The following is a 26,515-nucleotide window of genomic DNA, read 5'->3' as shown; positions in this document are numbered from 1 at the left end:
CATCAGTCACGCTGATGGATACCGTTTCACCTGTGGTTAAATTGGTATCGCCAGATATCGTAGGCGTATTATTCGTGGGATCACCTACATTAGTTAAAGTAATTGACGCTTCATTAGTGACGGTGCCCGTTTGGGATATGACGTTTATATTACCCGCATCATCGGTTACCGAGATGTCGGCGATAAAGTCACCCTGAGCCAGATTACTAGGTATTGCAGTGCTAAAAGTACCGTTATCTTGAACTTGAGTGGTAATCGTCTGATTGTTACCTAGTGCATCGGTTAAACTTATGGTAACGATGTCTCCTGAAGGTAAATCTGTATTCCCAGAAATTATTTGAGTGCTTTCATCAGTCGTAGTGACATTATCTACCGTTAATGTCGGCAGAGTTAAGTCAATGGTACCGGTTGCCGTAATGGTGGTGGTGTTTCCAGCCGTATCCGTTGCTGATACGGTTATTGTATAATCTCCTTCAACCATTTCCGATAAAGGGGATGCAGAGAAACTGCCATCATCCGCAACAGGTATAATGATTGTTTGCGCATTTCCGCCAGCATCGGTTATTACAATGGTTACTTCACTTCCCGCTGTAAGGTCAGTTTCACCCGATATTTCAGGAAAGGCGGAGTCTGTCGCGCCAAGTTCATTGACTAAAATAGTGGGGAAAGTCGTATCAATAATTAGTGTGTCGGATACTTCGACTACGTCGCCATTTGGTGCAGGGGCGGAAACCACTAGGTTAAATCTACCATCTTCAAGTGGATCTATCTGAGTTGAAAAAGAACCATCCTCTTGTACTGAGATAACCGTAATCGCCTCGTTCCCTTGGTCATCGGTGATTGTTATAGTAATAGGTGTGCCATTACTGAGATCGGATTCCCCTGAAATGATTGGGGTAGCAGTGTTTGATTCGCCTAGAGGTTGTAGCGTAATTGTACCGCTACCTGCTTCGATGGCATTGCTAGCAAAATCGGTGGTTGGCCTAACTGGAGATGTGGTTTCATAGGCAAATTCCGGTGCTCCAATATTTTCTACAACACGAATAATTTGCACAAAGGAGGAACCGGTATTTTGAACCGTATTATCGGTTTGCTGTAAATCTATCGAAGTTTCCACAAAAACATCTGAAGAACGCTCGCTAAGCGGAACGGGGTCTTGAGTGAATGTGTCTATTGAGGGCAATAGATCTGCATTTTCCAACTGTTGGCCCAACGTGGCCAGACTGTCATCATAAACTATAAATTCGCCGCCCTCGGTAGCGCTTTCTTCCGGTAATGTCGACGCCAAAATAGTTGAACTGTCTGGAGGGATGGATGCTACTTTGCCGTCTGTTGTAACAATGTTAGCAGCCCCATTTTGCGCGTACAGCTGCGCATTATCAGGAATTGAATCCCCTGATTGAACTTGCACAATTTCACCATTTTCATTTTGATAGAATAACTCACCTGACACCGCAGCTAATTGTAAGGCCACAATAAATCTCCACTTAATCGACTATTAATAAACGTAGTCGATAATTATTAGTTCGCTATCGTACTTAAGTCCGATATTGCTAATAAAAGGCTGATTTACAAAAATAAAAATATAGATTTTTTTTACTTTCTGTTTATTTGCGCAATTAAAGATCTGGGTCTAGGCTTGAAATGAAATTTAAATATTCCTTATGTTGGGAGTGCCTATCTTGGTTCGGAAGAGCAGTTTTTCTTTAATAGTAAGTTTCCGATTGTTTTCTTTACTGACGTGTGTGTTAGTAGGTGGTGTAGCTGCAAAAAATGCGTATTCTGCGCCAAGTGATCTCCAGTATGTCCTGAGTCACGCTATAGATAATAATCCTGATGTGCAGCGCAGTTGGCGCGAGTTTATGATTGCTGGAGAAGATAAAAAACAAGTGGAAGCCGGTTGGCGACCATCGGTTGACGTGTCCGCTGGTATCAATTATATCAAACGTAATTATGGCACTGACCGTGGATACGCGTTTAACGATGCGCAAATAACGGTTTCACAATTATTGTTCGACGGTTTTTTTACCTCGAGCGAAATCCAACGCTTTAATGAGGCGAGAAAAGTACGATATTTTGAATTACTCGCAACTATTGAAAATACTGCATATGAAGTTGTGGCCACTTACACAGATGTACAGCAGTTTCGTGAATTGCTTACTATCGCGGAAGAAAACTTGCGCACTCATGTTAGTGTCTATAAACAGATAGAAGAAAGTGTTAACGCTGGTGTAGCTCGGCGTGCTGATCTTGAACAAATCAAAGGGCGTTTATCCTTAGCCGAATCAAATGTGATGACTGCCCAGGCTAATCTTCATGATGTTTCTGCAAGATTTTTACGACTTGTGGGTATGATACCGCCGGAACGTCTTGCGCCACTTAACGTATTCCGTCCTGTAGGCATAGTTGAAGAACCGCTAAAAACTATTATCTTCAAAGCTTACGAGCGAAACCCAACCTTCTTGGCTGCCTATTTCGACATTAATGCGCAACAATACTCGGTCACCGCAGCGCGAAGTAATTATTATCCTAAGGTCAATGTAGTAGCCAGTTATGGTAGTCAAAATAGGGATGATGATGGTTTAGACAATCGCTTGACAGAAGGGAGTATAGGGTTACAACTAACTTACAACCTTTATAATGGCGGAAGCGATAGGTCTCGGATCCGTGCTGCATTATTCGAGGTAGATAGAGCCAAAGATGTCCGTGAAACTGTATGTCGCGATATACGGCAGAGTTTGCAAATCTCTTACAACGAAATACAAAATCTTGAAACCCGTTTACCCGCGTTGAATGAGCATCGCCTTTCATCCCATCGAGTTCGTACCGCTTATCTTGATCAATTTAAAATTGGGCAAAGAACATTGCTTGATTTACTTGATGCTGAAAATGAAGCTTATGAAGCTAGCAGAGCATATAGAGAAGCTGTTTTTACAGAACTTAAAGCGTATTTTTCTATACTTTCCATACAAGGGGATTTGACTCGCACTTTAAATGTGAAGTACCAATTTGCTAAAGATCAACAACAAGAAATTGCTGAAATTGATCCTGCTCCTCGGTATTTTGATCCGGAATTTGTTTGTCCTGCATTAAGCATTAATGCGGCTACTTCCCAGCAAAATATCTTAACCCGAGATTCTGACAATGACGGTATCACAGACCTCTGGGATGAGTGTGCAAATACGCCGACTGGTTACGTTACGGGCGATGATGGCTGTCACCAAACTGAATCCTCTCAAAGCACTTCAACACTATCCAAAAGATCGTACCAACAACAGACTGCACTACAAAAAATTACCATTAGTGTGCCATTTGCTCCCAATTCATCGGTTATTGAACCCTCTTATGAAGCGTTGTTTTTACCTATTATAGAGGCCCTTGAACGTAACCCTGAAGCCGGTGTGATCATTGAAGGGCACGCCTCCTTGGATGGAAGTGCTGCATATAATAAAAAACTGTCTACGCGACGAGCACTTAGCGTTGTTACTTGGTTAGTGGATTACATGGGGGTATCTCCTCACCGGATTACAGGCCGAGGAATGGGAGAAGCACATCCATTGCAAGAAGGAACCGACGTTGCAGCAAATACAATGAATCGGCGCATTGAAGCTCTTATTGTTAATTTAGATGATCATGCTGACATGTTTGAACGCTAAGCATTTTACTATAAGGGTCATACTTTATGTCCAACCATCCTATGGATGAAACTGGCCATCATAGTGGCGGTGTACTTATGGATTGCCTTGGCGTGATTTGTAAGTACCATAAAATACCGATGTCTCGGGATGCGGTGTTAGCAGGTTTGCCTATGAAAAGTGGAACGCTTTCACCTTCCGCACTCGGGAGGGCGGCCACCCGATTGGGATTAACATCGAAAACCACCAAGCGTGAATTAAATCAAATTAATCCCGCTTTGCTGCCGGCTATTTTGATTTTAAAAAATGAAAAAGCCTGTGTTCTGCATGCCTATAATGCCGCCACCCATATGGCTGAGGTGGTGTTTCCTGATTCCAGTGATTCGGTTGAAGAAATTGAGTTAACAACACTTGAATCGGACTTTACACAATATGTGATATTTGTTCGACCTGCCCATCGGACACACCATAAACAAAGTATTTCCGCACGTATTGATAGAACCAATTGGTTTTGGGGCGTCATAAAAGATGTTTCACCACTTTATAAAGACGTAATTTTAGCGTCAGTATTTATTAGTTTTTTATCCATCGCATTACCCCTGTTTGTAATGAATGTATACGACCGGGTGGTGCCAAATGCAGCGATTGAAACCCTTTGGGTGCTTGTGATCGGGGTGTTGCTTGCGCTGATGGCCGACTTTTTTCTTAGAATGCTTCGTCATTTTTTCGTGGAATTGGCCGCCAGTCGTATCGATGTGACGTTATCGTCAGCAATTCTTCAGCAAGTGCTAGGGTTTAAATTAAAAGAACGCCCAAAATCATCTGGTGCTTTCGTTAATCGGGTCCAATCTTTTGATGCCATTAAAGGGTTTCTTAACTCTGTAACATTAGTCTCGGTTGTTGACCTGCCTTTTGCCTTACTTTTCTTAGCGATTATCTGTTTTGTTGACATGTATTTGGCTATTCCAATAGTACTTGGCGGCACATTACTTATTTTATACGGATTATATGTTCAGAAAACCCTAGAAGGGCTTTCAAACGCCATGAGTGATATCACCGCAACGAAACACGGTTTACTTACCGAAGCGATGAATGCGTTTGAGGATGTTAAATACACTGGTGTCCAACATCACCTGCAGTTTGAATGGGAAAAGCAATCAATTTACCTGGCAAAAACCAACGCAAAGCTACGTTTGGCGGCCACTTCAGTGAGCAATTTAGCGTTATATGTGCAGCAATCTGTGGGTGTGGTGATCATGTTGATTGGCGTGTATTTAATTATTGAAGGTCAAATTACGCAAGGAGGGCTAATCGCTGCCTATTTGTTATCAAGTCGGGCCATGGGGCCCTTATCAATGGCTGCAAGTTTACTGGCTCAATATCATCAAGCGAAAACGGCATTAGAAAACCTAGACGATTTGATGATACGAGAACAAGATATTAACCCAGAAAAAAAATGGACTGCGCATCAACCGCTAAATAATGAAATAGAATTTAAACATGTATCCTTTACCTATCCAGAACAACGAATTCCAGCGGTGAAGCAGCTCTCATTAACAATCAAAGCTGGCGAGCATGTTGCCATATTGGGTAAAAATGGTTCAGGTAAAACCAGTATCAATACTCTGTTGATGAAAGGGTATAGTGTGGATAGCGGGTTGATTACCCTAGATGGTATTGATATCGAGCAATATGAGCCGATGGCTCTACGTAAAGCCATCGGCTATATGCCTCAGCAGTTTAATTTATTATCTGGCACGCTAAAAGAGAACATTACCGCATTTGATGATGATGTGGATGAAGCCGTTATCTGGGAAACCTTGGACGCTTGTGGAATGACCGACTTTGTTAATAATCATCCTGACGGACTGAATATGCAAATAGGTGAAAACGGACAATATTTGTCGGGCGGCAGACGACAAGCCGTAGCGTTGGCACGGGCCATGGTACGAAATCCTTCTCTTTATCTTCTCGATGAGCCAACAGCAGCAATGGATTCGGCGACAGAAAAGCAAGTCTGTGCACTTATGAAGCGAAAAATAGCGCATAAAACCCTGATCCTTGTCACTCATCGACAAGCACTCTTATCGCTAGTTGATCGCATTATCGTTGTTGATAAAGGGTGCTGTATCGCTGATGGCGCCAGAGATGAGATATTAGCAAAGTTAACCTCACTGGCTTCGCGGCAAGAACCAACTAAGCAGCGGGCGTAGATTATGGCGAACAAATTACAACGATTGTTTAGAAATTGGATGGCACCACCGCCTGGTCATGATTGGGTGCTTGAGGCTGAGTGGGCACGCATTCAACAGAAGCCGTTAAAAGCAAAGGCGATGTTATATTGCACCGCTTTTTTCCTATTGATGTTGCTCGTTTGGGCTTACTTTGCACCTATCGATGAGGTTGCGCGGGGGGAAGGAAAGGTTATTCCTGCAAGCAAGTTGCAGGTTGTACAGTCATTCGATGGTGGTATTGTTCAGTCAATCTTAGTGAAAGAAGGGCAAGTGGTAGAGGAAGGTGACGTATTACTGAAAATTGATCCCACCCGGTTTTTGTCAAATTTGCAGGAAAACAGTACCCAATACAACGCGGTTGCAGCAAAAGTACAGCGTTTAACCGCGTTACTGCAAGATTTGCCTTTGACGTTTCCTGACCAACTTGCCAGCGACGCATTTACCATTGTAGAAAACGAAAAACGGCTATATGAATCAAGTAAAAATGAATTAAGAGAAGTTATGCGTGGCTTTGACAATCGCATCGCACAGCGCAAACAGGAAGTCGCGGGTACTTCTGCGGAACTTGCGCAATATAAAGAGGCGCTATTGCTGACTCGACAAGAACTTGATGTGACCAAGCCGCTGTTAAGTTCTGGTGCCGTTTCTCAGATGGATATTCTACGTATCGACAGACAGGTGGTGGAATTATCTGGCTCTGTACAGCGTACACTCGCCGTGTTAGCGAGCACCAAGGCCGCATTAAAAGAAGAGATTAATAGTAAAGAAGAAAGTCGCTTGCGGTTCACAAGTAAGTGGAATCAGGAACTGGCGGAATCCCTAGCGAAACTGGCAGGGTTAAAAGAGTCGCAAGCTAGTTTAAGCGATGTGGTTGAGCAAGCGGCACTGCGCTCGCCGGTGAAAGGGACGGTACAGCGATTGCTGGTGAATACAATTGGTGGCGTGGTGACACCCGGTAGCCAAGTAGCCGAGATTATTCCCTATGATGATCAACTGATAGTGGAAGCTAAAATTTCACCGAAAGACATTGCGTTTATTCGAATTGGCCAAAAAGCCATTTTAAAATTCAGTGCCTACGATTACGCAATATTTGGGGGAATGGAGGCACAAGTTGAGCATATTAGTGCAGATACAATCACTGATGAACAAGATAACACCTACTATATTATTCGGCTTCACACGGTTAAAGCCATTTCTGACACCACCATAGATATCATTCCCGGAATGACCGTACAAGTCGATGTCATTACTGGCAAACGAACCGTTTTACAGTTTATTTTGAAGCCGTTGCTCAGGGTAACGTCTTCAGCATTTCAGGAGCGATAGCCATGGAACACAAGTTGATAGCAAATCAAGCGCTAGATCATTGTTCTCTATTAGCCATGGGCGCACATGTTTACCATGATATGGATGAATCCACTGATAGTCATGATGACGTTTTTTACTGGGTGCATACGAGCTCAAACCACTGGCTGGAACAGGTCAACCGCTGCGTTGCTACAGGAAAAGTGGTTATTCTGATGACTGCAAATCTTACGTTAGAAGAGTTACAGCTTGCCATGCAAGCTGGCGCACGAGGATATTGCGCAGACAATATTCCACTAAATGAAATTATTGATTTGATTAGTGCGGTAGAACAAGGCGGAATTTGGATCCCTGGGGGGATGTTAGGCTCGTTAATCGCATTGTTATCTCAACATCCCGCATATTCCCGCGTTGAGGAACACATGTTGCCTTTGTCAGACAGAGAGAAGCAGGTTGTCAACGAAGTGCTTACCGGGGCCTCAAACCTTACTATAGCTAATAATCTTTCTATTACGGTTAGAACGGTAAAAGACCATATGGCGTCGATATTTAAGAAGCTCGCGGTGAAAGATAGAGTACAACTGCTTTTGAAATTAGGGCAGTTTAGATAACTGAAACCTTATTTTGTGTGAAAAAAGGTTTTAAAAGGAGTCCATTTTCCCTCATTGCGCCGAGTGGCGGCCATCCTTTGCCACATTCAAGTAAATCAATAAATTTGTTGATACCTCAAAAAGTCTAGCTAAAACAGTATTTTTTAGCCTTTCTTATGATCCTTCGAAATGGTTCACGATTTTTATATTAAAGTTTTGTGACAGTGAAAAGCTGTAACAAATGTGTCATTTGCCTGCGGTAGCCTACACGCGTTTTCAAATAAAGATTCCAGACTACAGTCTATTGGAGAAGCACATGACACTTAAAGGTTTATTCAACGTATCTACCATCGCTTTAGCTTTATCGCTAGCGGGTTGTGGCGGTGATATTAATGTCACACCAACTACTATTGATAACAGCACGACAACAACGACAAACACAACAGGTTCCTCAGATTCCTCAGATGACGATACTAACCTGTGTGCATCTTATGAAAGCGACGGTGATACGTTACAAGGAGCGTATGATAGCAGTAACGATATCTGCACCTATGATACTAGTTTTGCCAGTGCTTCGAATGCCATCACTGAAGACATTACACTTTCCAATGAAGTCGTACACTATTTCAAAAGCTCACTGGTTATGGGTGAGAGCTGTGATACATCACAGGGATGTTCCATTGAAGTCGATGGCCCGACATTGACTGTGGAAGCTGGAACAACCATCGTTTTTGATAATTCCTCGTCACGAGTTCAAATTAACCGTGGTGCCAATATTGAAGCTGAAGGTTCTTACGACGCGCCAATTACTTTCACCTCGGCAAACACAATTGACGCCCTCGACTCTGTGGGTGCAGGTCCTTCTCCACAAGATTGGGGCGGAATCATGATTGATGGGTTTGGTATTACTGACCAGTGTACAGATGCAGAGCGAGCTGCCGAAAATTGTAATGCAGAATCTGAAGGTGCGGTAACTTACTATGGTGGTTCTGATAACACCGACGACAGCGGTACGCTGAAGTTTGTAAAAATTCACTATGCCGGCGGTTTGCCAGCGGGTGCGGAAACCGGTAACGACCTTAACTCTTTAAGTTTATTTGCCGTTGGCTCTGCTACTGATATTGATTATATCGATATTTATGCAGGTTACGATGACGGCATCGAGTTATTCGGTGGTGCGGTGAACCTGAAGCACATTGTTGTTACCGATACCCAAGATGACTCTATTGATATTGATGCAGGCTGGCAAGGAAATGCGCAGTACTTGTTCATCAAACACGGTACGGTTGTGAACTCTAGTGGTGAAACGATTGCGATGGGTAACGGCGGGTTTGAATCTGACGGTGAAAAAGGTGATACCTCTGCTGAAGCACCCGCTTCCGCTCCTCAGATTGCGAATGTGACGGTGATCACCACGGATGACATCTCTGTTCGTGATAGCGATCCTTCAATTGGTATTAAATTGGACGACGCAATTTCCGCCACCTGGTATAACACTATTCTTCAGAAAGTAGCGGCGACACAAACCTGGTGTATCAATTATTCCAGTGATGCTGCTGATAACATTGTTACTAATACCACAGCCATGAAGACTTCTTATGCAGCCTGTGCTCAGTTGGCCGCCACGGGTAACGAAACCGTTTCTACAGATAGCGGATCGGTTACCATTGAAGGCTGGTTTACTGAAGATGGTACAAGTGTTGTCGGAAACGGTTCTGATACCGTGCTAGCAGACAATGGGTTTTCTACGTCATCTGAATTGGCCATCACTCCTACAGACATGACAACCATTGATGCGGACTTCTTTGAGACTACAGACTTTATCGGTGCTGTTTCACCAACAGACACTTCTTCAGATTGGTACAACTGGGTGAGCGATGCGTTCGCCAACGCAGACGACGAGTAACCAATTTGAATCGAATTAAATAGGCGCCCAGTTGCGCCTTTTTATTCATTAGTGTGTGGGTATGAAAGATGAAGACTCCTTTTAGAGCGAATAAAATTGCAATGGCCATCGGCACCTGCTTGCTCTCTAGTTCTATGCTAGTGCAAGCTCAGGAAGACGAGGTAATTGAAGAAGTTGTTGCCACAGGGACACGTCTGCAAGGTACAGCTGCAGCTGTTATTGAAGAGCGCAAAAATCAGGCATTCGTTGCGGATATTCTCGGTGCCGAGCAAATTTCCCGAACCGGCGATAGCGATGCGGCTTCCGCTTTACGTCGAGTGACTGGTTTAACCTTGGTCGACGGCAAGTTTATCTACGTGCGTGGGTTAGGTGAACGATATTCAAGTGCTCGCTTAAATGGCGCGAGTATCCCAAGTCCAGATTTAACCCGCAACGTTATTCCGTTAGATATTTTCCCATCTAACGTCATTGAAAGTTTGGCGGTCCAAAAAGCGTATTCACCTGATATGCCAGCGGCATTTGGTGGTGGTAATGTAGATATCCGCACCAAATCCATTCCCAGCCAATTTGTTGCTGGGTTTCAATTAGGCATTGAGGGTGATAGCAATAATTCTGATGGCTATACCTATAACCGAAATGATGACGGTCAGCCCCAAGCATTATCCAATGCAATAGTGCATTACCAAGGTGATTTCTCACTGCGAAATATTATCGAACGTGATGCATTAGTGACTAACGAACTTGGTACATCGGCAGAGCAAGCCACTGCCATTAATAATAGCCTGTTACAAAGCCTGCCGCGAAACATCAGCCTTTCTAACGAATCGTTAGATCCTAACTATTCAGCGCAGGCTTACATTGGGAATAGTTTTGATGACGATTATTTCGGTGGCACATTCGGCTTTCTTGCTTCTGTAGCTTATGACAACCGTTGGACTTATACCGACCGTCGTAATGCGGTAATCAGTGCAGATCTTATCGACAACTGTTCTGAACAGTTAGATGACGCTGGCGATGTAATAAATAGTTGTTTTGATAGCTTGGTCGATTCTGAAGTGACCAACCAAAATGAGCGATACAATGGCATGTTTACGGCGGGCTACCGCTGGAAAACCCATAGCATTAGCTACAGTAAAATTTATATTCAAGATAACGAAGACGAGTCTGAAATTTTAGTCTCGCAAAACCCGTCGCAAAACGTGACCATTGCTCAAGATAACACGGCTGAGTATGAACAGCAGTTTACCTTTGAAAAGCGTAACCTTGATGTAGACCAGTTCAGTGGCCAGCATACATTCCTCGACTACTGGGGGATAGGCGTTGACTGGCAGTATACCGAATCGCAAGTAGAAACGGATATCCCTTTAGACGCCACCTATAGCTTTAACAATAATTACGATGGCAACGGTAATTTCGTAAGCTCGGATATCAACGGCGGGAATGGTCAAGCGGAATATACCTTCGTGCAAATGGATGACTTCATGAAGAGCTACGGTGGTAATGTCACTTTGCCCTTTACCGTGGGTCGTTTTGAGGTAGAACTGAAAGGGGGCTGGGACTTTATGGACCGAGCCCGGTATTACACCACCTCCAGTTTCTTTGTAAACAATAACGGCGCCTCTATTGAAGTTATCAATGGTGAAGACGATTTACTTAATGCCGCCTCTTACCTGACCGATAGTTTTATTGATGACAATAACTTACTGATCACCTTCAATGAACCAGAAGCACCTGAAGCGGATGACTATACGGCGGCACAGAAAATTGAAGCAGGTTATGGCGCTTTTGATATTTTCTACGACAATACGTGGCGTATCAGTGGTGGTTTAAGGTATGAATCGTTTAAACAGGTTGCGCTAGAATCTTCCAGTTTGATTTTCGACGCGGATGATCTTGAAACTTTCTACAACGCACAAGACATTGTCGATAGAACCATCAACGATGACGATATCTACACCTCTCTTAGTTTGACTTACATTGGCGGTGAAGATTATCAACTTCGTTTTGGTTATGGTGAAACGGTTGTACGCCCTGATTTACGTGAAGTTGTGCCCGTAGGCTATTTCGATCCGCTGACTGATATCCGTACCACCGGAAGTATTACTCTTCAATCAAGTCAATTAAAGAACTATGACATTCGTTATGAATTGTATGGTGATAATGGGGATAACCTAGCACTGTCCTTATTTTACAAAGACATCACTAATCCAATTGAAACCGTATTGAGCGTAGGTGATTCATCGTACACCGCAAGCTTTACCAACGGAACTTCGGCCGAATTGTACGGTTTAGAAGCAGAATGGTTATATGACTTAGGTTGGTTAGCAAGTGGCTTCTTTACCTCTGGAAACATTACGTTAAGTGATTCTGAGGTTACCATCGAAGCTGCTGATGCAGGAAACTTGACCAATACCGTTAAGCGCTTAAATGGGCATTCACAGTATGTGGCTAACTTGCAGTTGAACTATGATTCAGCCAATGGCGAGCACAGTGCCTCTGTGGTTTACAACGTATTTGGTGAGCGTATTTTGGCATCAGGGATAAATGGCCGTGAAGATGCTTTTGAGCAACCCTTCCATTCATTAGATGTCGTTTACTCTTACTATCCTGATTTCAATAGTACCATTAAGGTTCGTCTAAGAAACATACTTGGTGAAGATCAAGAAGTCACACAAAATGACATCATTGTGCGAAGTCGTACCATAGGAACAACCCTTAAGTTGTCTTATCAATACGAGTTCTAGCATGTATCTAGGTAAGCTCTTAAAACATCCGGTGTGCATGAAACCATCGGATGTTTTTGTTTTACTTACACTGCCATTTCTCTATTAATAGCTTTTGATGCTTGTTGGTTACCTATACCAAAATAATCCATAAAATAGCCGGCATTCAATTTGTCTTGCCATACAACCACAATTTCAAGCAATCGATAACGTTGCAGCAAACCATATCTAAATGGTCATTTCTTTACATACCTGTAGTCTGTGACGATACATTCTGTGCTAATAGAAACACAAAAGGACACGTAAACCATTAATTCTGGCAGGGTTATGTATTGTTACGCGACATGTATATTTTTACAGTTGTTTAAGTGTCGTTATTGGCCACATATAGTAATATGCAAAGAAATAATACATTGTCGTTTTAATAAGTGCGGTGGAAATCACTACATGGAACGGCTTGAAGGAGTGAGTAAATTGTGGATACCAACCTGATTATAATGGTGTTGATTGGTATAGGGTGTGTAGCAACATTGGTATGCATGGGCGCAATAGCAAAGCTATTTTCCTTGAAATCTGCCCATGCGCTGGCGATGCAGTCATTACAGGCAGAGTTAAACACAGTCGCGAGTGCGCTAACCGCCAGTGAGGTCAAAAACACGGAATATGAGCAACAAATCGTCTCGTTGCAGCAAAGTGAAGCCGCTTTAGCCCAAGCGAATATCGTTATTGCAGCACGGAAAGCGGAATTTGAAGCGACGGAAAAAAACCTATTTACTGCCATGGAAGAGCTGAGTGTGGCGAAAGCTAAAATCGCACAGCAAGAGGTATCGTTAACCGAATTCGCTCGTGTAGAAAAAGCACTGCAACTGCAGTTAGAAACCAATACTGACCTACAAGCATCGGTTAAAACAAAAGAGTCACGTATCGAGTCCCTAATTGCAGAGCTTCGAGAGCAAGAACAAAAAGCGTCTAAACTACGTACTCAGCTTGAAAAACAGGCTGAACATAATGAGCAGGTTGTCCGTGACCTTAAAGATACCAAAGCACTGATGTTGCAGGAGTTTAAAGCGTTGGCCAGCGACGTACTTGAACAAAAAGGAAAAGATTTCCGTTCTCAGCATCAGGAGTCATTGGAAAAAATACTGTCGCCATTTAAATCTGAAATCGGCGAGTTTAAACGTCAAGTGGAAGCAAGCCAGAAAGAGGAACTCGTTCATCGCAGTAAACTGGGCGAAGAACTAAAACAGTTGCGCCTGTTAAACCAAAAAATCACCGATGACGCTGATAATTTAACCAAAGCGCTTAAAGGGGAAAAAAAGCTTCAAGGGAATTGGGGAGAAATACAGCTAGAGCGTATTTTAGAGTCCAGTGGCCTAGTTAAGGGGCAAGAGTACGAGCGTGAAGCGAATTTTAAAACCGAAGAAGGGAAAAACCAGCGTCCAGATTTCATCGTTAAGTTACCCGAAGGGAAACACTTGATCATCGATTCAAAAGTGTCGCTAAATGCCTTTTTAAATTACTGCCAAGCGGAAACAGTAGAGGCGCAGGAATTATCGTTAAAACAGCATGTTGGGGCAATGAAACAACATGTAAGAACGCTGAACGAAAAAGATTATCCTTCGCTAACTGGCTTACAATCCCCCGATTTTGTTTTTATGTTTGTGCCCATTGAGCCCGCATTTAACGTAGCACTACAGGCTGACTTTGGCATGTTCGAAGAGGCGTTTGCTAAGCACATTGTGATTGTTACCCCCACCACTTTGCTGGCTACCCTAAAGACCGTAGCAAGCATTTGGACCATTGAAAAACAAAATAAGAAAGCGGCAGAGCTGGCAGAAAGAGCAGGGCATGTGTACGACAAATTACGAGGTTTCCTAGAAAAGATGGAAAAACTCGGAGGACAGTTACATGCAGCCAGAGATTCTTATGATGACGCCATGAAAACCCTTAGAACTGGCAGTGGTAATTTAGTGCGCCAAGCGGAACAGTTTAAAGCACTGGGAGTACGGGTAAAAAAAGACATTCCAGAGGTGATCTTAGCAAAATCCGATATAGCGGATTCACTCACCATGGAGTCAGATGTAGAGTCGTGATTTAAGCGCGGTGACGCTGTTGGCATTTACCGGTTAGTTTGCGCTGTGATAATAACTAAGCGAGAACCGGCTTTTTTCCATTATCGTTATCTAACGGTTAGCCTCCACGAGGTAAAAATGGTGGCCCAACTAGTGTGTGTTAACAATGTGACCATTATTTGGTTATTTACACCATTGGTGGTGGCGAATTTTACCTTCAGTTTGCGCTGGTACGCGTTAGGATTTTCTATGCGACTGATTTAATTGATTATTTAAACTTGGCATCAGGGTTGCCTTATCAATGATGAACGCAACGTTAAACATCTTCATTAATTGATAAAGGAAATAATCATGAACGTAATGACTCGGTCTATGGCTGTTATTGGTGTGACTTTTGGTTTGGTTGGTTTCGCTAACGCTAACACTAACGCTGAATTAGTGGCGGCTGATGGCTCTGCGACATCCAACATTTGTGTGTCAGCTGCTCAGGGTAGTAAATACAAATTAAAAAGTGCAATGGAAACGGCACGGGTCGACAAGGAATACGTTCTTGAAAAACTAAGTTGTAACGGAATGCCGATTGAAGCATTTGTGGAACAATACAGCGAAAACCCAAAAAGTATTATGACGTATATTACAAATGGCCGTTACCGCAGTGATGAATACATTGCACGCATGAATACTAATCTGTAGCGCTACTTTGAATTACTCGAACCCTGCCATGATTTGCTCACATGTTAATTAGTGTGCTGTCATGGAGGGTTTCATTGTATGGGAGAGTTAGCGCCCGCCGCGAAGCTATTTTTTACCTGCCTTATAACACCGATAAAACTCCTCCCCATAAGGCAAAATAGCCACCACACAAACCGCGAACAGTACGGTAAAGATATAACTTGTTGGTAGCGCTGGATCTTTTAGTTCCAGTACCAACGAAGCCTGTGTATTTCCTATTCCGAACAAAGATAAAAACGAGTTCCAATGAGTGGCAATTACCAATATCAGCGCCATAAGCGGGATCATTTCTAAAAAACTATGTACGTGCTGCTCTATGGGGGAAACGTAGCGTTTTTCACTGGCATAACTAACATCCCAGAGGGCCGTCAGCTCGTGGACAATAAACAGCGTTGCAGTAACAAGGATCACCAATGCGTTAACCTCAAAAAAAAGCACCATCAACAAGGGGATCCCTACTTCTGCAAACATCAAAATGTGGATCGCCGATTCTTTTAACCCTGAGGTGGTAGCGATGTGACTGTTGCGATGACAAAGCCAGTCAGCAAACCCCGCAAGCAGCCACACAGGCATAATAAAGTACATAAGAATAATCTGGGTAGGGTCGAGCATAGCAAAGCCTTCATTTTGTGGGTCGTGCTTATTACTACCAACGCCACCGAAAATGGATTACTGCATATTCTTAGACACAAAAGAGGAGGGGTCATTCTCTAGGTCAATCACTCAGGATTACACGTATTTTTGTAATTATTTCATCAAGACTGACCCTTGTTAGGGGCGAATAACCCGGCAGTTACTGGCTTGTACGAAATGGCCTGAGCATTGCTGCTGTGTAAGATAGCAGCATTACTTTGCAATTAATGACTAAAGGAGCCAAGGCATGACTACAAATCATGGTAATCAGATTAAAGATGACAATATGTATGAAACACTGCGTGAAAAAGGATACAGCAAAGAAAAGGCAGCGAGGATAGCAAACGCCCAGAGTGATCCTAGTCAGCATCCAGCGGAAAAAGGCGGACATGGAAAAAAATATGAAAAAAGAACCAAACATGCCCTTTATGAAAAGGCGAAAGAGATAGGCATAGCGGGTCGTTCGAAAATGAATAAAGCAGAACTTATTGATGCCCTTCGAAATCATGGATTTTAAAAGGTTAGTGCGCAAATTTATCATATATGCTTTTTCGTTATCACAGAAGGTAAGAAACACATAGATATTCTCTTTATACTTGATCAATAATGTTAAAAAATTGTAGAAAAACAATCGTCTATGCCACCTTCAATATAGGGTTAAACTGTGTTTTTAAAACGTAACTTCGCAGCCATATCGCTAATACAAGGTGACGACTTAAAGCATGTTGTTCATTTAGAGAATTATTATGAAATTAGAATCTATAGCGTTGCATGAAGGATATAAATCAGAAGAAACCACGAAAGCGGCTGCTGTTCCTATTTATCAGACCACGTCTTACACATTCGATGATACACAGCACGGTGCCGATTTATTTAACCTTGCAGTTCCAGGCAACATCTACACCCGTATTATGAACCCCACGACCGATGTATTAGAAAAACGGGTGGCTGCTATGGAGGGAGGGATTGCGGCCCTGGCCGTGGCTTCAGGGATGTCGGCGATCACCTATGCCATACAGTGCATCACGCAAATGGGCGATAATATTGTCAGTACCAGTCAACTTTACGGTGGAACATACAACCTATTTGCTCATTCGTTACCACGCCAAGGTGTAGAGGTTCGTATGGTCTCTCACGACGACTTTGCGGGGTTTGAAGCGGCAATTGATGACAACACAAAAGCCATTTTTTGTGAGTCCATTGGCAACCCTGCGGGCAATATTGTTGATATTACTCGCTTGGCAGAGATTGCTCATAAGCATGGTATTCCTGTCATTGTTGATAATACCGTTGCCACGCCGTTTTTATGTCGACCTTTCGAGTTGGGAGCGGACATTGTGGTGCACTCTTTAACAAAATATATTGGCGGTCACGGTACATCCATTGGTGGTGCTATTGTAGATTCGGGTAAATTCGACTGGGTGGCGAATAAGAAACGCTTTCCTATGCTCAATGAGCCAGACCCGTCATACCATGACGTGGTTTACACCGAAGCTTTAGGCGAAGCGGCTTATATAGGGCGTTGTCGAGTGGTCCCATTGAGAAACACCGGCGCTGCGATTTCACCAATGAACGCGTTTCAAATTATGCAAGGACTCGAAACACTGGGACTACGCATGGAAAGACATTGTGCAAATGCCGAAAAACTGGCTAATTACCTAAATGATCATCCCAAGGTCGAGTGGGTAAATTATGCCGCATTACCTGCGAGTCCGTATAATGAAACCTGCAAAAAAATCACGAAGGGTAAAGCGTCCGGCATCTTAAGCTTCGGCATTACGGGAGGTTTACCTGCCTGCACACGCTTCATTGATGCGTTACAGATGATTTTAAGACTGGTCAATATTGGCGACGCAAAATCATTGGCATGTCATCCGGCATCAACAACACACCGCCAACTTAATGCTGAAGAATTGGCAAAAGCCGGCGTTAGTGAAGATTTAGTTAGGATCTCGGTTGGTATCGAGCACATAGACGACATTATTGCTGATGTGGCTCAAGCCTTGGATAAAGCTTAATTAAACATACAAGAGGAGCATGTCCATTAACGCTGGCCTGCTCCTTTTTCTGATCAACAAAGGCATACTGGCTTCTGCATAAAAAAAGATTGTGATACGAACATCATTAAGGTAAAACAAATTCGTTTTATTTGTTAACCAATTGAGGTGACCAGTGTCTAAGCGCACACAGTATCATGGATTATTTTGTTTAGTTTTTTGTTTGCTAATGGCCAACCCTGTGTTGTGTTATGGGAAAGTGAGTGCCGAAGCAATTCCAAGTAGTCATCTGGAGCTTACAGATGGTGTGCTGTTAGGCAATGAGAATAGGCTTATTTCGAACGTCCCTCCCTCTTATAACTTTGATCTAAATGATTGGAGTTTGTCCTTACCTATTGATTCAAATAACGACGAAAAAGCCGATCTCATTTACGAAAACGTCCTTTCTGACAGCTTTCAATTAACGCCATTTTTTTATACAGCAAAGGATGGTGGAATGGTGTTTACCTCGCCGAATCATGGGGCAAAAACATCAAAAAATACTAAATACACTCGAACCGAACTAAGAGAAATGCTTCGCCGTGGCAATGTGAAGATTAAAACCCAAGGGGTAACCGAAAACAATTGGGTATTTGATGTCGCTGATCGCGCCACTAAACAAAAAGCAGGAGCCGTAGAAGGCAGTTTAGAAGCAACTTTGGCGGTGAATCATGTGTCGGTGTCTGGCGATAAAAGCAAAGTAGGGCGAGTCATTATTGGCCAAATACACGCTACCGATGATGAGCCCATTCGGTTGTATTATCGCAAACTTCCTCATAACAGGAAGGGCGCAGTTTATTTTGCCCATGAGATCAACGGCGGCGATGATATATGGGTTAATTTAGTCGGCTCACGGCGCAATGGCGCATCAAACCCTGAAGAGGGCATTGCACTGGATGAAAAGTTTAGCTACAAAATAAGTGTTGTTAATTCCACGTTGATGGTCACGCTTATTCGCGAAGGTAAAAAAAATATTACTCGCGCGTTAACGATGCATAAAAGTGGCTATGAAAAACGTGATCAATACATGTACTTTAAAGCTGGGGTCTATAACCAAAATAATAGTGGTGATAAGGATGATTATGTTCAGGCCACTTTCTATTACCTCAATAATATCCATCGCTAACGAGAGTATTTTTATTCATTGAGTAACGCCATGTTCGCCAAGCGCTAAGCCTGGCTTGCTGCCTCCCGTAGGCTTTTGCATCCCTGTATGTAAGCTTGCAACCTTTCTTTCCTATCTACCGCGTTTTAATCAAGTCACAGGGTTGCGTTAACACTTTGTGTCATTCCTTTATTATGTATTGGTAATAAGGTCGTACCTCTTTACAAGGTGAAAATTACATAATTCATGTGAACCAATTGTTACCATAAGATATAAAATTGGTGGAAAATGTTACTTCTTTATGTTTATATACTCCGCAGGTTAACAAAGCTGTCTTAATAATAAGAAAAATTGGTAATACGATTAGGCTTTATTGGTTATGGGTGAAGGACACCTTGGATCGCAAGAAAGCCGTTATCTGAAGGGAAAGACCATAATGGAGATTTTTCACATGTTGTTTAACGTAAAAAATAATAATTCCTTAACAAATAGGAATGCCCGTCGTCCAACGTTTCCGCTAAATCCTGCTGCAAGATGGGTAAAAGCGGCAGTACTAGCTGGTATGGCAGGGTCAACTGCTTTTTCTGTAAATGCCCAGCAAGCGCAGGATGCACAAATTAGCGAGCAAGAAGATGATGGCGTTGAAGTTATTAACGTTGTAGGGACACGTAAAACAATTCAAGACCAAATCGCGATTAAACGTGAGTCGACGACTGTTGTTGATGGTCTCTCTGCAGAAGATATCGGTGATTTGCCTGCGTTATCTATCGGTGAAGCCCTTGAGTCTATTACGGGCGCAGCCTCGCACCGGGAAAACGGTGGTGCCACCGAAATTACCATTCGTGGCTTAGGTCCGTTTTTGAGTGCTACCCATATCAATGGACGAGAAGCCACCAACGGCAGTGGCGACCGTTCGGTTAACTTTTCTCAATTCCCTTCAGAGTTAATGAAGAAGGTGGCCATTTATAAAACCCAAGATGCCTCAATGATTGAAGGTGGTGTTGCGGGTGTAATTTCATTAGAAACAATTCAACCGTTAGATTACGGAAAACAACGTTTCCAAGCTGAGGTCAAAGGTAACTACAACCCTGATGAAGGGAATGTAGAGAACTCTTTACAAGGTGACTTAGGGTATCGCGGTACAATAAGCTATGTAGATCAGTTCGAGTTTGATAACGGCCAGTCTTTAGGGATCTCTGTCGGGTTCCAACGTCAAGACATTAGCCAACCTGAAGCCGAGTATCGTAGCTCAAGCCCTACTGGCTCTTCATTATGGGCGTGTTTAAATGATCCGTCTGTCACTAACGAAGGCTTTTACAAAACGTCGGCTGGCGACTGTGAAGATCAGATTGGCGACAACGCATCTTCTAACCAAGGCTATAACACAACCATCGATCCAGAAACGGGTGAAGCCATTAGTGCAGGCATTCCTTATGCGTGGACGGGCAGTAGCCGTAGTTATCGTCAGAACGAAACCTCTGATGAACGGGATGCATTGTTTGTTGCTGCACAGTTTCAACCATCAGAATATTGGGATGTGAATGTTGACGCCCAATTTTCCAGTCGGACACAAGCGGAATCACGACACGATCTTATCTTCTTGCAAAAGCGTGCCATACCCGGTTTAACTGGCCCTACGTTGGTTACCAATGATGTAGGCGGTATTTTGCACTGGGAAGGACAAGATCGTATTGAATCCTCAGGTGAAGAATTTTCTCGTGAAGAAGATTATCAAGCCTTTGGTATCAACATTGAGCATTTTGCAACAGATAACCTCACTTTGAATTTTGATTTGGGCTATTCAAAAACAGAACGTGAAGAGTTTCAAATATCAAACCGAGCTCGTACGGTGGATCGCCAGTCATTTTCTTGGGACATGGGCGAGAATATTCCTCATTTCACCGTTACTGATCTTGATTTGACAGATATTTCTAACTTCACTGATAGTTTACGTACCCGTATTGACCATGAAAATGCCAGAGATAATGTGGTTAAGTCGGCAAGAGTTGATTTCGATTACCTACTAGATAGCGATGTTTTCGTCAGTATCGAAGGTGGCTTACGTGCTTCAGAGTTAACTTTCGTACAATACGGTGGCTCTCAAGGCAACGGCTCGCGTACAGAGTACAACCTCGATACATCGAATACTGATGCATTAGATGTTCTACAAAACTGTGAAAAAGACTTCCCAGAAAGCGGATTTTTATCCAGTGTTTCAGACGGTAACCTGATAACCAACACGGATAGCAGCGGAAATGTCATTGAAAGTGGTACAGGATCATCTTGGGCCACTTATGACAACGTCTGTTTCTCTCAAGCGGTAGCAGCTTCTAATGGCGGCGCATTTGAATACCCTGAACTGGAATATGTTAACGCCGGTACTATTGATGTAACGGAAAGAACCTACGCGGCGTATCTGATGGCTAACTACGATACTGAGATGATGGGACGTTATATTCGCGGTAATTTCGGTTTAAGGGTAGTAGATACTGATGTTACCTCCATTGGCTTTAGAAATTCCTTTGAAGTCACCGTAGACGAGTTAGGCATACTGACACTCGTGTCAGATGATGCTTTAGAGCGCATTGAAGGTGGCGGTGGATACACCGAATTACTGCCTAGCTTTAACTTCGTGATGGACTACAGCGACGACATTTTATTACGGGCTGGTATCTATCGTGGTATGTCTCGGGCCGATCCTTCTGATTTAGGCTATAGCCGTACCTTCCAAACGGATGATGAAGTGGCACCTACATCAGTGGCTGATCTTATTGTTGGGGTGAACGGGTCTGGTAACCCAGATACTAAACCATTGATGTCTTGGAACTATGATGCTGCCATCGAGTGGTATCCTAACGAAGATTCTATCTTTGCATTCGGTGTATACTTCAAACAGTTTAATGGTGGGTTCCAGCAACAAACAGTACTGGAAGATTTCGTCATTGATGGCGACACCTATGCTCTGCCTATTACTAATTCGGTAACAACAGATAAAAGCAGTAATATTCTGGGGATTGAAACCTCGGTGGCTTATCGTTGGGATAACGGATTAGGCATTAAACTTGGTTACAACTATGCTGACACTGACTTTGAATTTGAAGACAGTAATTATGGTAATACGTACGTAACGGGTTTAGACGGAGAGCTGACGCAACTAACCCAGGGCATTATTCCTGCCGCTTCAGTACCTGGTTTCTCGAAGCATGTATTTAGTTCGCAACTTTATTATCAAATTGGCGATTTAGATGCAGCGGTTATTTACAAATACCGTAGTGAGTACTTCCAGCCATACACCAGTAACGGAACGCGGTTACGTTATGTTGATGCTGTAGGTGTATGGGAAGCCCGTGCATCTTATAAAATTAACGAGCACGTACGTGTGAAGGTTGAAGCCATTAACTTGTTTAGTGCGCCAAAATCTCAAGATTATTACGTACAAGGTAACTTAGGCGAAGTGAATGACTACGGTCCTCGTTTATTCGCAGGTGTTAGCTTTAAATATTAATCTTTATTAAAAATAGAAAAGACGAGAAGGTATTTCTCGTCTTTTTTGTTTTCATTACCGTGCAATCCTGCGGTGATATTTCTTTATTCTTATTCGGGCTATCGCGCTTTTTGTGTAACAGGCAAGGGCGGCGTTTTAGTCGTATTCACCTAGTTTTTGCTGGCATATTCAAGAAGTTGATTGATAATCATGGGTGTGGATATCCCCATTCAATTAAAAAACGAATAATGTTTTTAAATTTGCTTAAATAAACGAGCAAAATTTATCTAATTTAGCGGTTAATTGTTCTTAATTGTTCTAAATATGCGCAAATAAGCGTATTTAGGTTGAACCTTGATGCCCATCAATTTAGTATGCTGGCCGAATTTTTAACCATGAGTTTTTTATGAAGCAACGATTATTTGTACGCACTTCCTTAGCGGTCACATTAACCGGTCTTTTTTCTTCTTCTGTATTTGCAGCAGGATTTCAAGTTAATGAACACAGTGCTAATGGATTAGGTCGAGCCATGGCGGGGCAGGCGGCTTTGCCTGAAAATGCCACTATCCTTGCTACCAACCCCGCCGCGATTACTGCGTTTCGTACTTCCCAGTTTAGTGCTCAAGTAAGCTATTTGGATCCAGAAATTGATATTCGCGGTGAGATGAGCACCAACATCAGTGAACCTGTAGATGCAAGTGAAGAAAATATCGCTGAGTCAGCCATTATTCCTTCATTATTTTATACTTCGGTGATTAACGACAAACTTTCTTGGGGGCTCGGGTTATTCACTAGCTACGGTTTGGCCACAGATTATAGCGATAGCTACAATGCATTGAACTACGCTGATGAAGCTGAGATATTTTCATTCACGGTGAACCCTGCAATCGCCTATAAAGTAACCGACACTTTAAGTCTTGGACTTGGTCTTAATATTACTTATGCCGATGCTAAAATCAGCACCTCTATCCCTCAAGTCTTTGGCACGGCAATAGGTAACGCTGAGCTTGGTAACTTAACTATTGTGGAAATGTCCGGTGACGATATTGGTTACGGCTGGAATGTTGGCGTATTTTGGGAGCCTACCCGTGATACCAACGTCGGTTTAAGCTACCGCGCTGAAACTCAATTAGAGTTGGAAGGCGAGATAAAATCAGATCTCGGTGTTTTGATCCCAGAAGTGGATGCGTTGTATAACCAAGGTGGCTCATTAGATTTGAACTTTGCTGCCATTACTGAACTTGCAGTAAGCCAAAAGCTTAACGAAAAATGGTCTGTACAGGCCAGCGTGAACTACACCGATTGGAGCACGTTTGATAAGTTAGAAGCCAACCTCGATAGTGGTTATACCTTATTGTTGAAAGAAGAAGACTTTGAAGATACTTGGCGTTGGAGTGCCGGTGTGACTTATCAATATGATGAGCAACTGACACTTCGTGCTGGGTATGCTTATGATGAAGGTGCGGTAAGTTATGCGCATCGCTCATTGAGTATTCCTGATACGGATCGTCATTGGGTAAGTGTTGGCGGAACCTACAAAATCACCGAAAGCACCAATGTGGATTTAGCCTATGTTTACATCAAAGGCCGTGAGGCGGATGTCTATCAAGAGGAAACGTTAGGCTCAATTACTACTGCGTTGACGGCAACAGAACATGCAACAGCGCAAATATTCAGTGTGCAGGTCAATACAGCATTTTAACGTTAACTGAAATTAGAAAAGGCTGCCAACGGGCAGCCTTTTTTTTTAATTACGCTTTGGTTACGGCGCGCATAACTTCGTAATGGGCCATGGATAAATGATACAAAGAGCTGGCAGGCATTAATGGGTCAAGGATAGTCCCGTTGGTATCAATACTATCGACATACTGATTAGTACGAGCCGGGTGGCCAAAGCCATCGACGAGGCCATTGATAGCGAGGATGGCATCTTCGCCGTAGTCTTCACTATTTGGGTGACGCTCGGCCATTACTAACGCGGCTTTGATCCATTCTGTCATCGGCCAACAACGACTGGTATTTGCCGGTGATGAGCCGTCGGGTTTTACCGTATCAATTAACCATTTTCCGCCTTCAGGTAATCCGAATTCCTTGGCTTTAGCATAAAGCGCGTCACAGTAAGTCGACATATCTTGACCAGAAATTTGTTCGTACCGATTGAGTAACCATACCCATTCCATTAAATGACCGGGTTCAATGATATCGCCTTTTTCCGGGCTTATTTTCCAGCTCGGTGTGAAGTATTCACGAATAACGCCATACTCACTGTCGAAAAAATGGTTTTCAAATAGCGCAAATATCTTGTCAGCAAATTGTTTCCAATACGGATCTTGTGTAAACAGGTACAACTGCATAAAGGCTTCGAATAAGTGCATATGAGGGTTTTGTCTACGCACATCATGGGCATAAGTCCCTTCTAGCCACCCGCCGTGTTCGCTGGCAAGTGTCTTATCAAAGTGGTCGGTGAGACGACGGGCCTTATCAAGGGCACTGTTATCCCCTAATGCATCAAATTGCCAGGCATAGGCCAGTAAGAAAAAAGCAATGTCGTAAAGGTCAGAATCGTTGTTTTTAATTTGATTGTTTGCGTCTATAGACATGGGATAGTACCCAGGTAGGTAATCGCCGCAAACAGAATCGATATACTTGTTTATGCCTTTAACAAAGGTAGGGCCTTGAGGTAAAAAGCCTTGTTTATAGCCGTAACACATTGAAAATAACTGTCTCGCTTGAACACGAATACGTTTATCTGCTTGCCAGTCTGCTACGCCATCTGCCGTAAAACGCTCAATTGCGGCGCCATTACTGGCAAACCCTTCACTACACCATTTATCGTACACTGACTGGGTAAGCCACTGGTCAAAACGTGTTGCAGCGAGATTAAATCTATTCTCCATAGATACCATATTTAATTGTTACCTTACTATTTCGTCATTGCGCTGTTGGGAAAAACGGTGCGTCAACAGACCGCGCTTGAATTTAGGTTGATAAAACAGGAGTCGGGATGAGTACGCATTTCCTGAACCTAACAAAAGGAGACCGTATTGTTATGAAAAAATACGGTTTATGCAATCGCTTCTGTAGCATTCTATGTTTTGATAAGACTGAGAAAATACGGCGGTTTAATTAGTAATCAATAAATAACTGGCACAAAAAAAAGCCGGGATGAGTACCGGCATAAAAAGTCCTACGATTACGTCGAGGAGAACCCTCTATCATTAAGGCTTACAGTGGAATGCCTCAATGTTCGTTAATCTTAATGCAAATAATTACTATTTGCAACTGTAGCAAGGGATTATATTTCATGAGTCTAGGATAGGGGATTGCTGACTATAGAATCGATAGGGTATTTGCTTATGAGATTTGAAAAATCAGCAAAAATTTAGAGTTGATTATCTTGCTAATTATATATTGGAGGCCAATACTTTATATTAGTAAAAACTAATGTAGAGTGTTGGAGAGATGATATGAACCTGATATACCCTAAGAAAGTCGCTTTGTTTACATGGGGATTGACGATAGCAACAATGGCTTTTAATAGTATTGGCGCCACAAGTGAAGATAACCAAATGGCGCAAGCTAGAGCAAAAGCCAGTGCGCTTGGTGGCAGCTTAAAAAGTGCATTACAAACCGCGATTGCAAATGGGGGAGTTGAAAATGGGATCGTTGTTTGTCATGAGGTTGCCGGTTCATTAGCGGCTAAGCTAAGCGATGAAAATTGGCAAGTAGGGCGCACCAGTTTAAAAGTCCGTAATATTAAAAATACGCCAGAACCTTGGGCCAGTGCTAACTTGCAAGTGTTTGCCGAGCAATTGACTGCAATGCCCTCTCGTATACCCGAGGCAAGCTATCGCGATCCGCAAACAGGACAATTTACCTATATGCGCGCCATTGTCACCCAGCCTGTTTGTACCGCCTGTCACGGCAACGACATTCAAAACAATGTGATGGAGAAAATTCAGTCTCTTTACCCGCATGATCAGGCGACTGGGTTTAAAACCGGAGACTTGCGAGGTGCGTTTATTGTTACCTATACACCTTAAGATGACCCCTAATGTGT

General features: G+C 43.0%; 17 protein-coding genes. 14 read left to right on the top strand and 3 right to left on the bottom strand.

Features of this window, described 5'->3' with window-relative positions:
- A partial coding sequence (locus tag KO501_RS03125) for an Ig-like domain-containing protein (RefSeq protein WP_216028167.1) occupies positions 1-1,474 on the bottom strand: 1,474 nt, incomplete at its 3' end.
- 250 nt (positions 1,475-1,724) lie between these two features.
- Here KO501_RS03125 and KO501_RS03120 point away from each other — a divergent pair.
- The 8 genes from KO501_RS03120 to KO501_RS03085 all read left to right on the top strand — a co-directional run bounded on the left by KO501_RS03120 (position 1,725) and on the right by KO501_RS03085 (position 15,158).
- Positions 1,725-3,656, top strand: coding sequence for a TolC family outer membrane protein (locus KO501_RS03120; protein WP_216028166.1), 1,932 nt, complete (start codon positions 1,725-1,727; stop codon positions 3,654-3,656).
- 26 nt (positions 3,657-3,682) lie between these two features.
- The gene (locus KO501_RS03115) at positions 3,683-5,848 is read left to right on the top strand and encodes a type I secretion system permease/ATPase (protein ID WP_252728070.1); all 2,166 of its coding nucleotides are present in this window, start codon (positions 3,683-3,685) and stop codon (positions 5,846-5,848) included.
- A 3-nt stretch (positions 5,849-5,851) separates the two neighbouring features.
- The gene (locus tag KO501_RS03110; protein WP_216028165.1) at positions 5,852-7,195 is read left to right on the top strand and encodes an HlyD family type I secretion periplasmic adaptor subunit; all 1,344 of its coding nucleotides are present in this window, start codon (positions 5,852-5,854) and stop codon (positions 7,193-7,195) included.
- A 2-nt stretch (positions 7,196-7,197) separates the two neighbouring features.
- Positions 7,198-7,785 carry a response regulator transcription factor gene (locus tag KO501_RS03105; protein WP_216028164.1) on the top strand — a complete coding sequence of 196 codons (588 nt, stop codon included), beginning with the start codon at positions 7,198-7,200 and terminating at the stop codon, positions 7,783-7,785.
- Between the two features lie 295 nt (positions 7,786-8,080).
- Positions 8,081-9,670 carry a hypothetical protein gene (locus KO501_RS03100; protein ID WP_216028163.1) on the top strand — a complete coding sequence of 530 codons (1,590 nt, stop codon included), beginning with the start codon at positions 8,081-8,083 and terminating at the stop codon, positions 9,668-9,670.
- 68 nt (positions 9,671-9,738) lie between these two features.
- Positions 9,739-12,414 carry a TonB-dependent receptor gene (locus KO501_RS03095; RefSeq protein WP_216028162.1) on the top strand — a complete coding sequence of 892 codons (2,676 nt, stop codon included), beginning with the start codon at positions 9,739-9,741 and terminating at the stop codon, positions 12,412-12,414.
- 455 nt (positions 12,415-12,869) lie between these two features.
- Positions 12,870-14,486 carry a DNA recombination protein RmuC gene (rmuC, locus tag KO501_RS18525; protein ID WP_216028161.1) on the top strand — a complete coding sequence of 539 codons (1,617 nt, stop codon included), beginning with the start codon at positions 12,870-12,872 and terminating at the stop codon, positions 14,484-14,486.
- A 330-nt stretch (positions 14,487-14,816) separates the two neighbouring features.
- A complete protein-coding gene (locus KO501_RS03085; protein WP_216028160.1) occupies positions 14,817-15,158 on the top strand; it encodes a DUF3718 domain-containing protein in 342 nt (113 codons plus the stop codon).
- A 105-nt stretch (positions 15,159-15,263) separates the two neighbouring features.
- On the opposite strand, the gene KO501_RS03080 is transcribed toward KO501_RS03085, so the two are convergent.
- Positions 15,264-15,809, bottom strand: coding sequence for a diguanylate cyclase (locus KO501_RS03080; protein ID WP_216028159.1), 546 nt, complete (start codon positions 15,807-15,809; stop codon positions 15,264-15,266).
- Between the two features lie 268 nt (positions 15,810-16,077).
- Between KO501_RS03080 and KO501_RS03075 the strand changes: the two genes are divergently transcribed.
- From KO501_RS03075 to KO501_RS03055, 5 genes are all read left to right on the top strand, one after another.
- Positions 16,078-16,347 carry a Rho termination factor N-terminal domain-containing protein gene (locus tag KO501_RS03075; RefSeq protein ID WP_216028158.1) on the top strand — a complete coding sequence of 90 codons (270 nt, stop codon included), beginning with the start codon at positions 16,078-16,080 and terminating at the stop codon, positions 16,345-16,347.
- A gap of 229 nt (positions 16,348-16,576) precedes the next feature.
- A complete protein-coding gene (locus KO501_RS03070) occupies positions 16,577-17,848 on the top strand; it encodes an aminotransferase class I/II-fold pyridoxal phosphate-dependent enzyme (protein WP_216028157.1) in 1,272 nt (423 codons plus the stop codon).
- Positions 17,849-18,002: 154 nt separating this feature from the next.
- On the top strand, positions 18,003-18,992 hold the full coding sequence (locus tag KO501_RS03065; protein ID WP_354667803.1) for a polysaccharide lyase family 7 protein: 990 nt from the start codon (positions 18,003-18,005) through the stop codon (positions 18,990-18,992).
- Between the two features lie 430 nt (positions 18,993-19,422).
- Entirely contained in the window at positions 19,423-22,476 is a 3,054-nt protein-coding gene (locus KO501_RS03060; RefSeq protein WP_216028156.1) for a TonB-dependent receptor, read from the top strand.
- Positions 22,477-22,861: 385 nt separating this feature from the next.
- The gene (locus KO501_RS03055; RefSeq protein WP_216028155.1) at positions 22,862-24,157 is read left to right on the top strand and encodes a porin; all 1,296 of its coding nucleotides are present in this window, start codon (positions 22,862-22,864) and stop codon (positions 24,155-24,157) included.
- 49 nt (positions 24,158-24,206) lie between these two features.
- Here the strand turns inward: KO501_RS03055 and KO501_RS03050 are convergent, their stop codons facing one another.
- Complete coding sequence (locus KO501_RS03050; RefSeq protein ID WP_216028154.1) at positions 24,207-25,352, bottom strand: AGE family epimerase/isomerase; 1,146 nt, start codon at positions 25,350-25,352, stop codon at positions 24,207-24,209.
- Positions 25,353-25,982: 630 nt separating this feature from the next.
- Here KO501_RS03050 and KO501_RS03045 point away from each other — a divergent pair.
- On the top strand, positions 25,983-26,498 hold the full coding sequence (locus tag KO501_RS03045) for a DUF3365 domain-containing protein (protein ID WP_216028153.1): 516 nt from the start codon (positions 25,983-25,985) through the stop codon (positions 26,496-26,498).
- Positions 26,499-26,515: the final 17 nt, after the last annotated feature.

It is taken from the genome of Alteromonas sp. C1M14 (genome assembly GCF_018860965.1).
GTDB lineage: Bacteria > Pseudomonadota > Gammaproteobacteria > Enterobacterales > Alteromonadaceae > Alteromonas.
This window is presented reverse-complemented; position numbering and strand designations above follow the sequence as displayed.

Bases quoted from the DNA above. Each gene is read 5' to 3' on its own strand.
- KO501_RS03115 (WP_252728070.1), top strand. From the start codon at position 3,683: ATGTCCAACCATCCTATGGATGAAACTGGCCATCATAGTGGCGGTGTA.
- KO501_RS03110 (WP_216028165.1), top strand. From the start codon at position 5,852: ATGGCGAACAAATTACAACGATTGTTTAGAAATTGGATGGCACCACCG.
- KO501_RS03105 (WP_216028164.1), top strand. From the start codon at position 7,198: ATGGAACACAAGTTGATAGCAAATCAAGCGCTAGATCATTGTTCTCTA.
- KO501_RS03100 (WP_216028163.1), top strand. From the start codon at position 8,081: ATGACACTTAAAGGTTTATTCAACGTATCTACCATCGCTTTAGCTTTA.
- KO501_RS03095 (WP_216028162.1), top strand. From the start codon at position 9,739: ATGAAGACTCCTTTTAGAGCGAATAAAATTGCAATGGCCATCGGCACC.
- KO501_RS03085 (WP_216028160.1), top strand. From the start codon at position 14,817: ATGAACGTAATGACTCGGTCTATGGCTGTTATTGGTGTGACTTTTGGT.
- KO501_RS03080 (WP_216028159.1), bottom strand. From the start codon at position 15,809: ATGCTCGACCCTACCCAGATTATTCTTATGTACTTTATTATGCCTGTG.
- KO501_RS03075 (WP_216028158.1), top strand. From the start codon at position 16,078: ATGACTACAAATCATGGTAATCAGATTAAAGATGACAATATGTATGAA.
- KO501_RS03070 (WP_216028157.1), top strand. From the start codon at position 16,577: ATGAAATTAGAATCTATAGCGTTGCATGAAGGATATAAATCAGAAGAA.
- KO501_RS03060 (WP_216028156.1), top strand. From the start codon at position 19,423: ATGTTGTTTAACGTAAAAAATAATAATTCCTTAACAAATAGGAATGCC.
- KO501_RS03055 (WP_216028155.1), top strand. From the start codon at position 22,862: ATGAAGCAACGATTATTTGTACGCACTTCCTTAGCGGTCACATTAACC.
- KO501_RS03050 (WP_216028154.1), bottom strand. From the start codon at position 25,352: ATGGAGAATAGATTTAATCTCGCTGCAACACGTTTTGACCAGTGGCTT.
- KO501_RS03045 (WP_216028153.1), top strand. From the start codon at position 25,983: ATGGCTTTTAATAGTATTGGCGCCACAAGTGAAGATAACCAAATGGCG.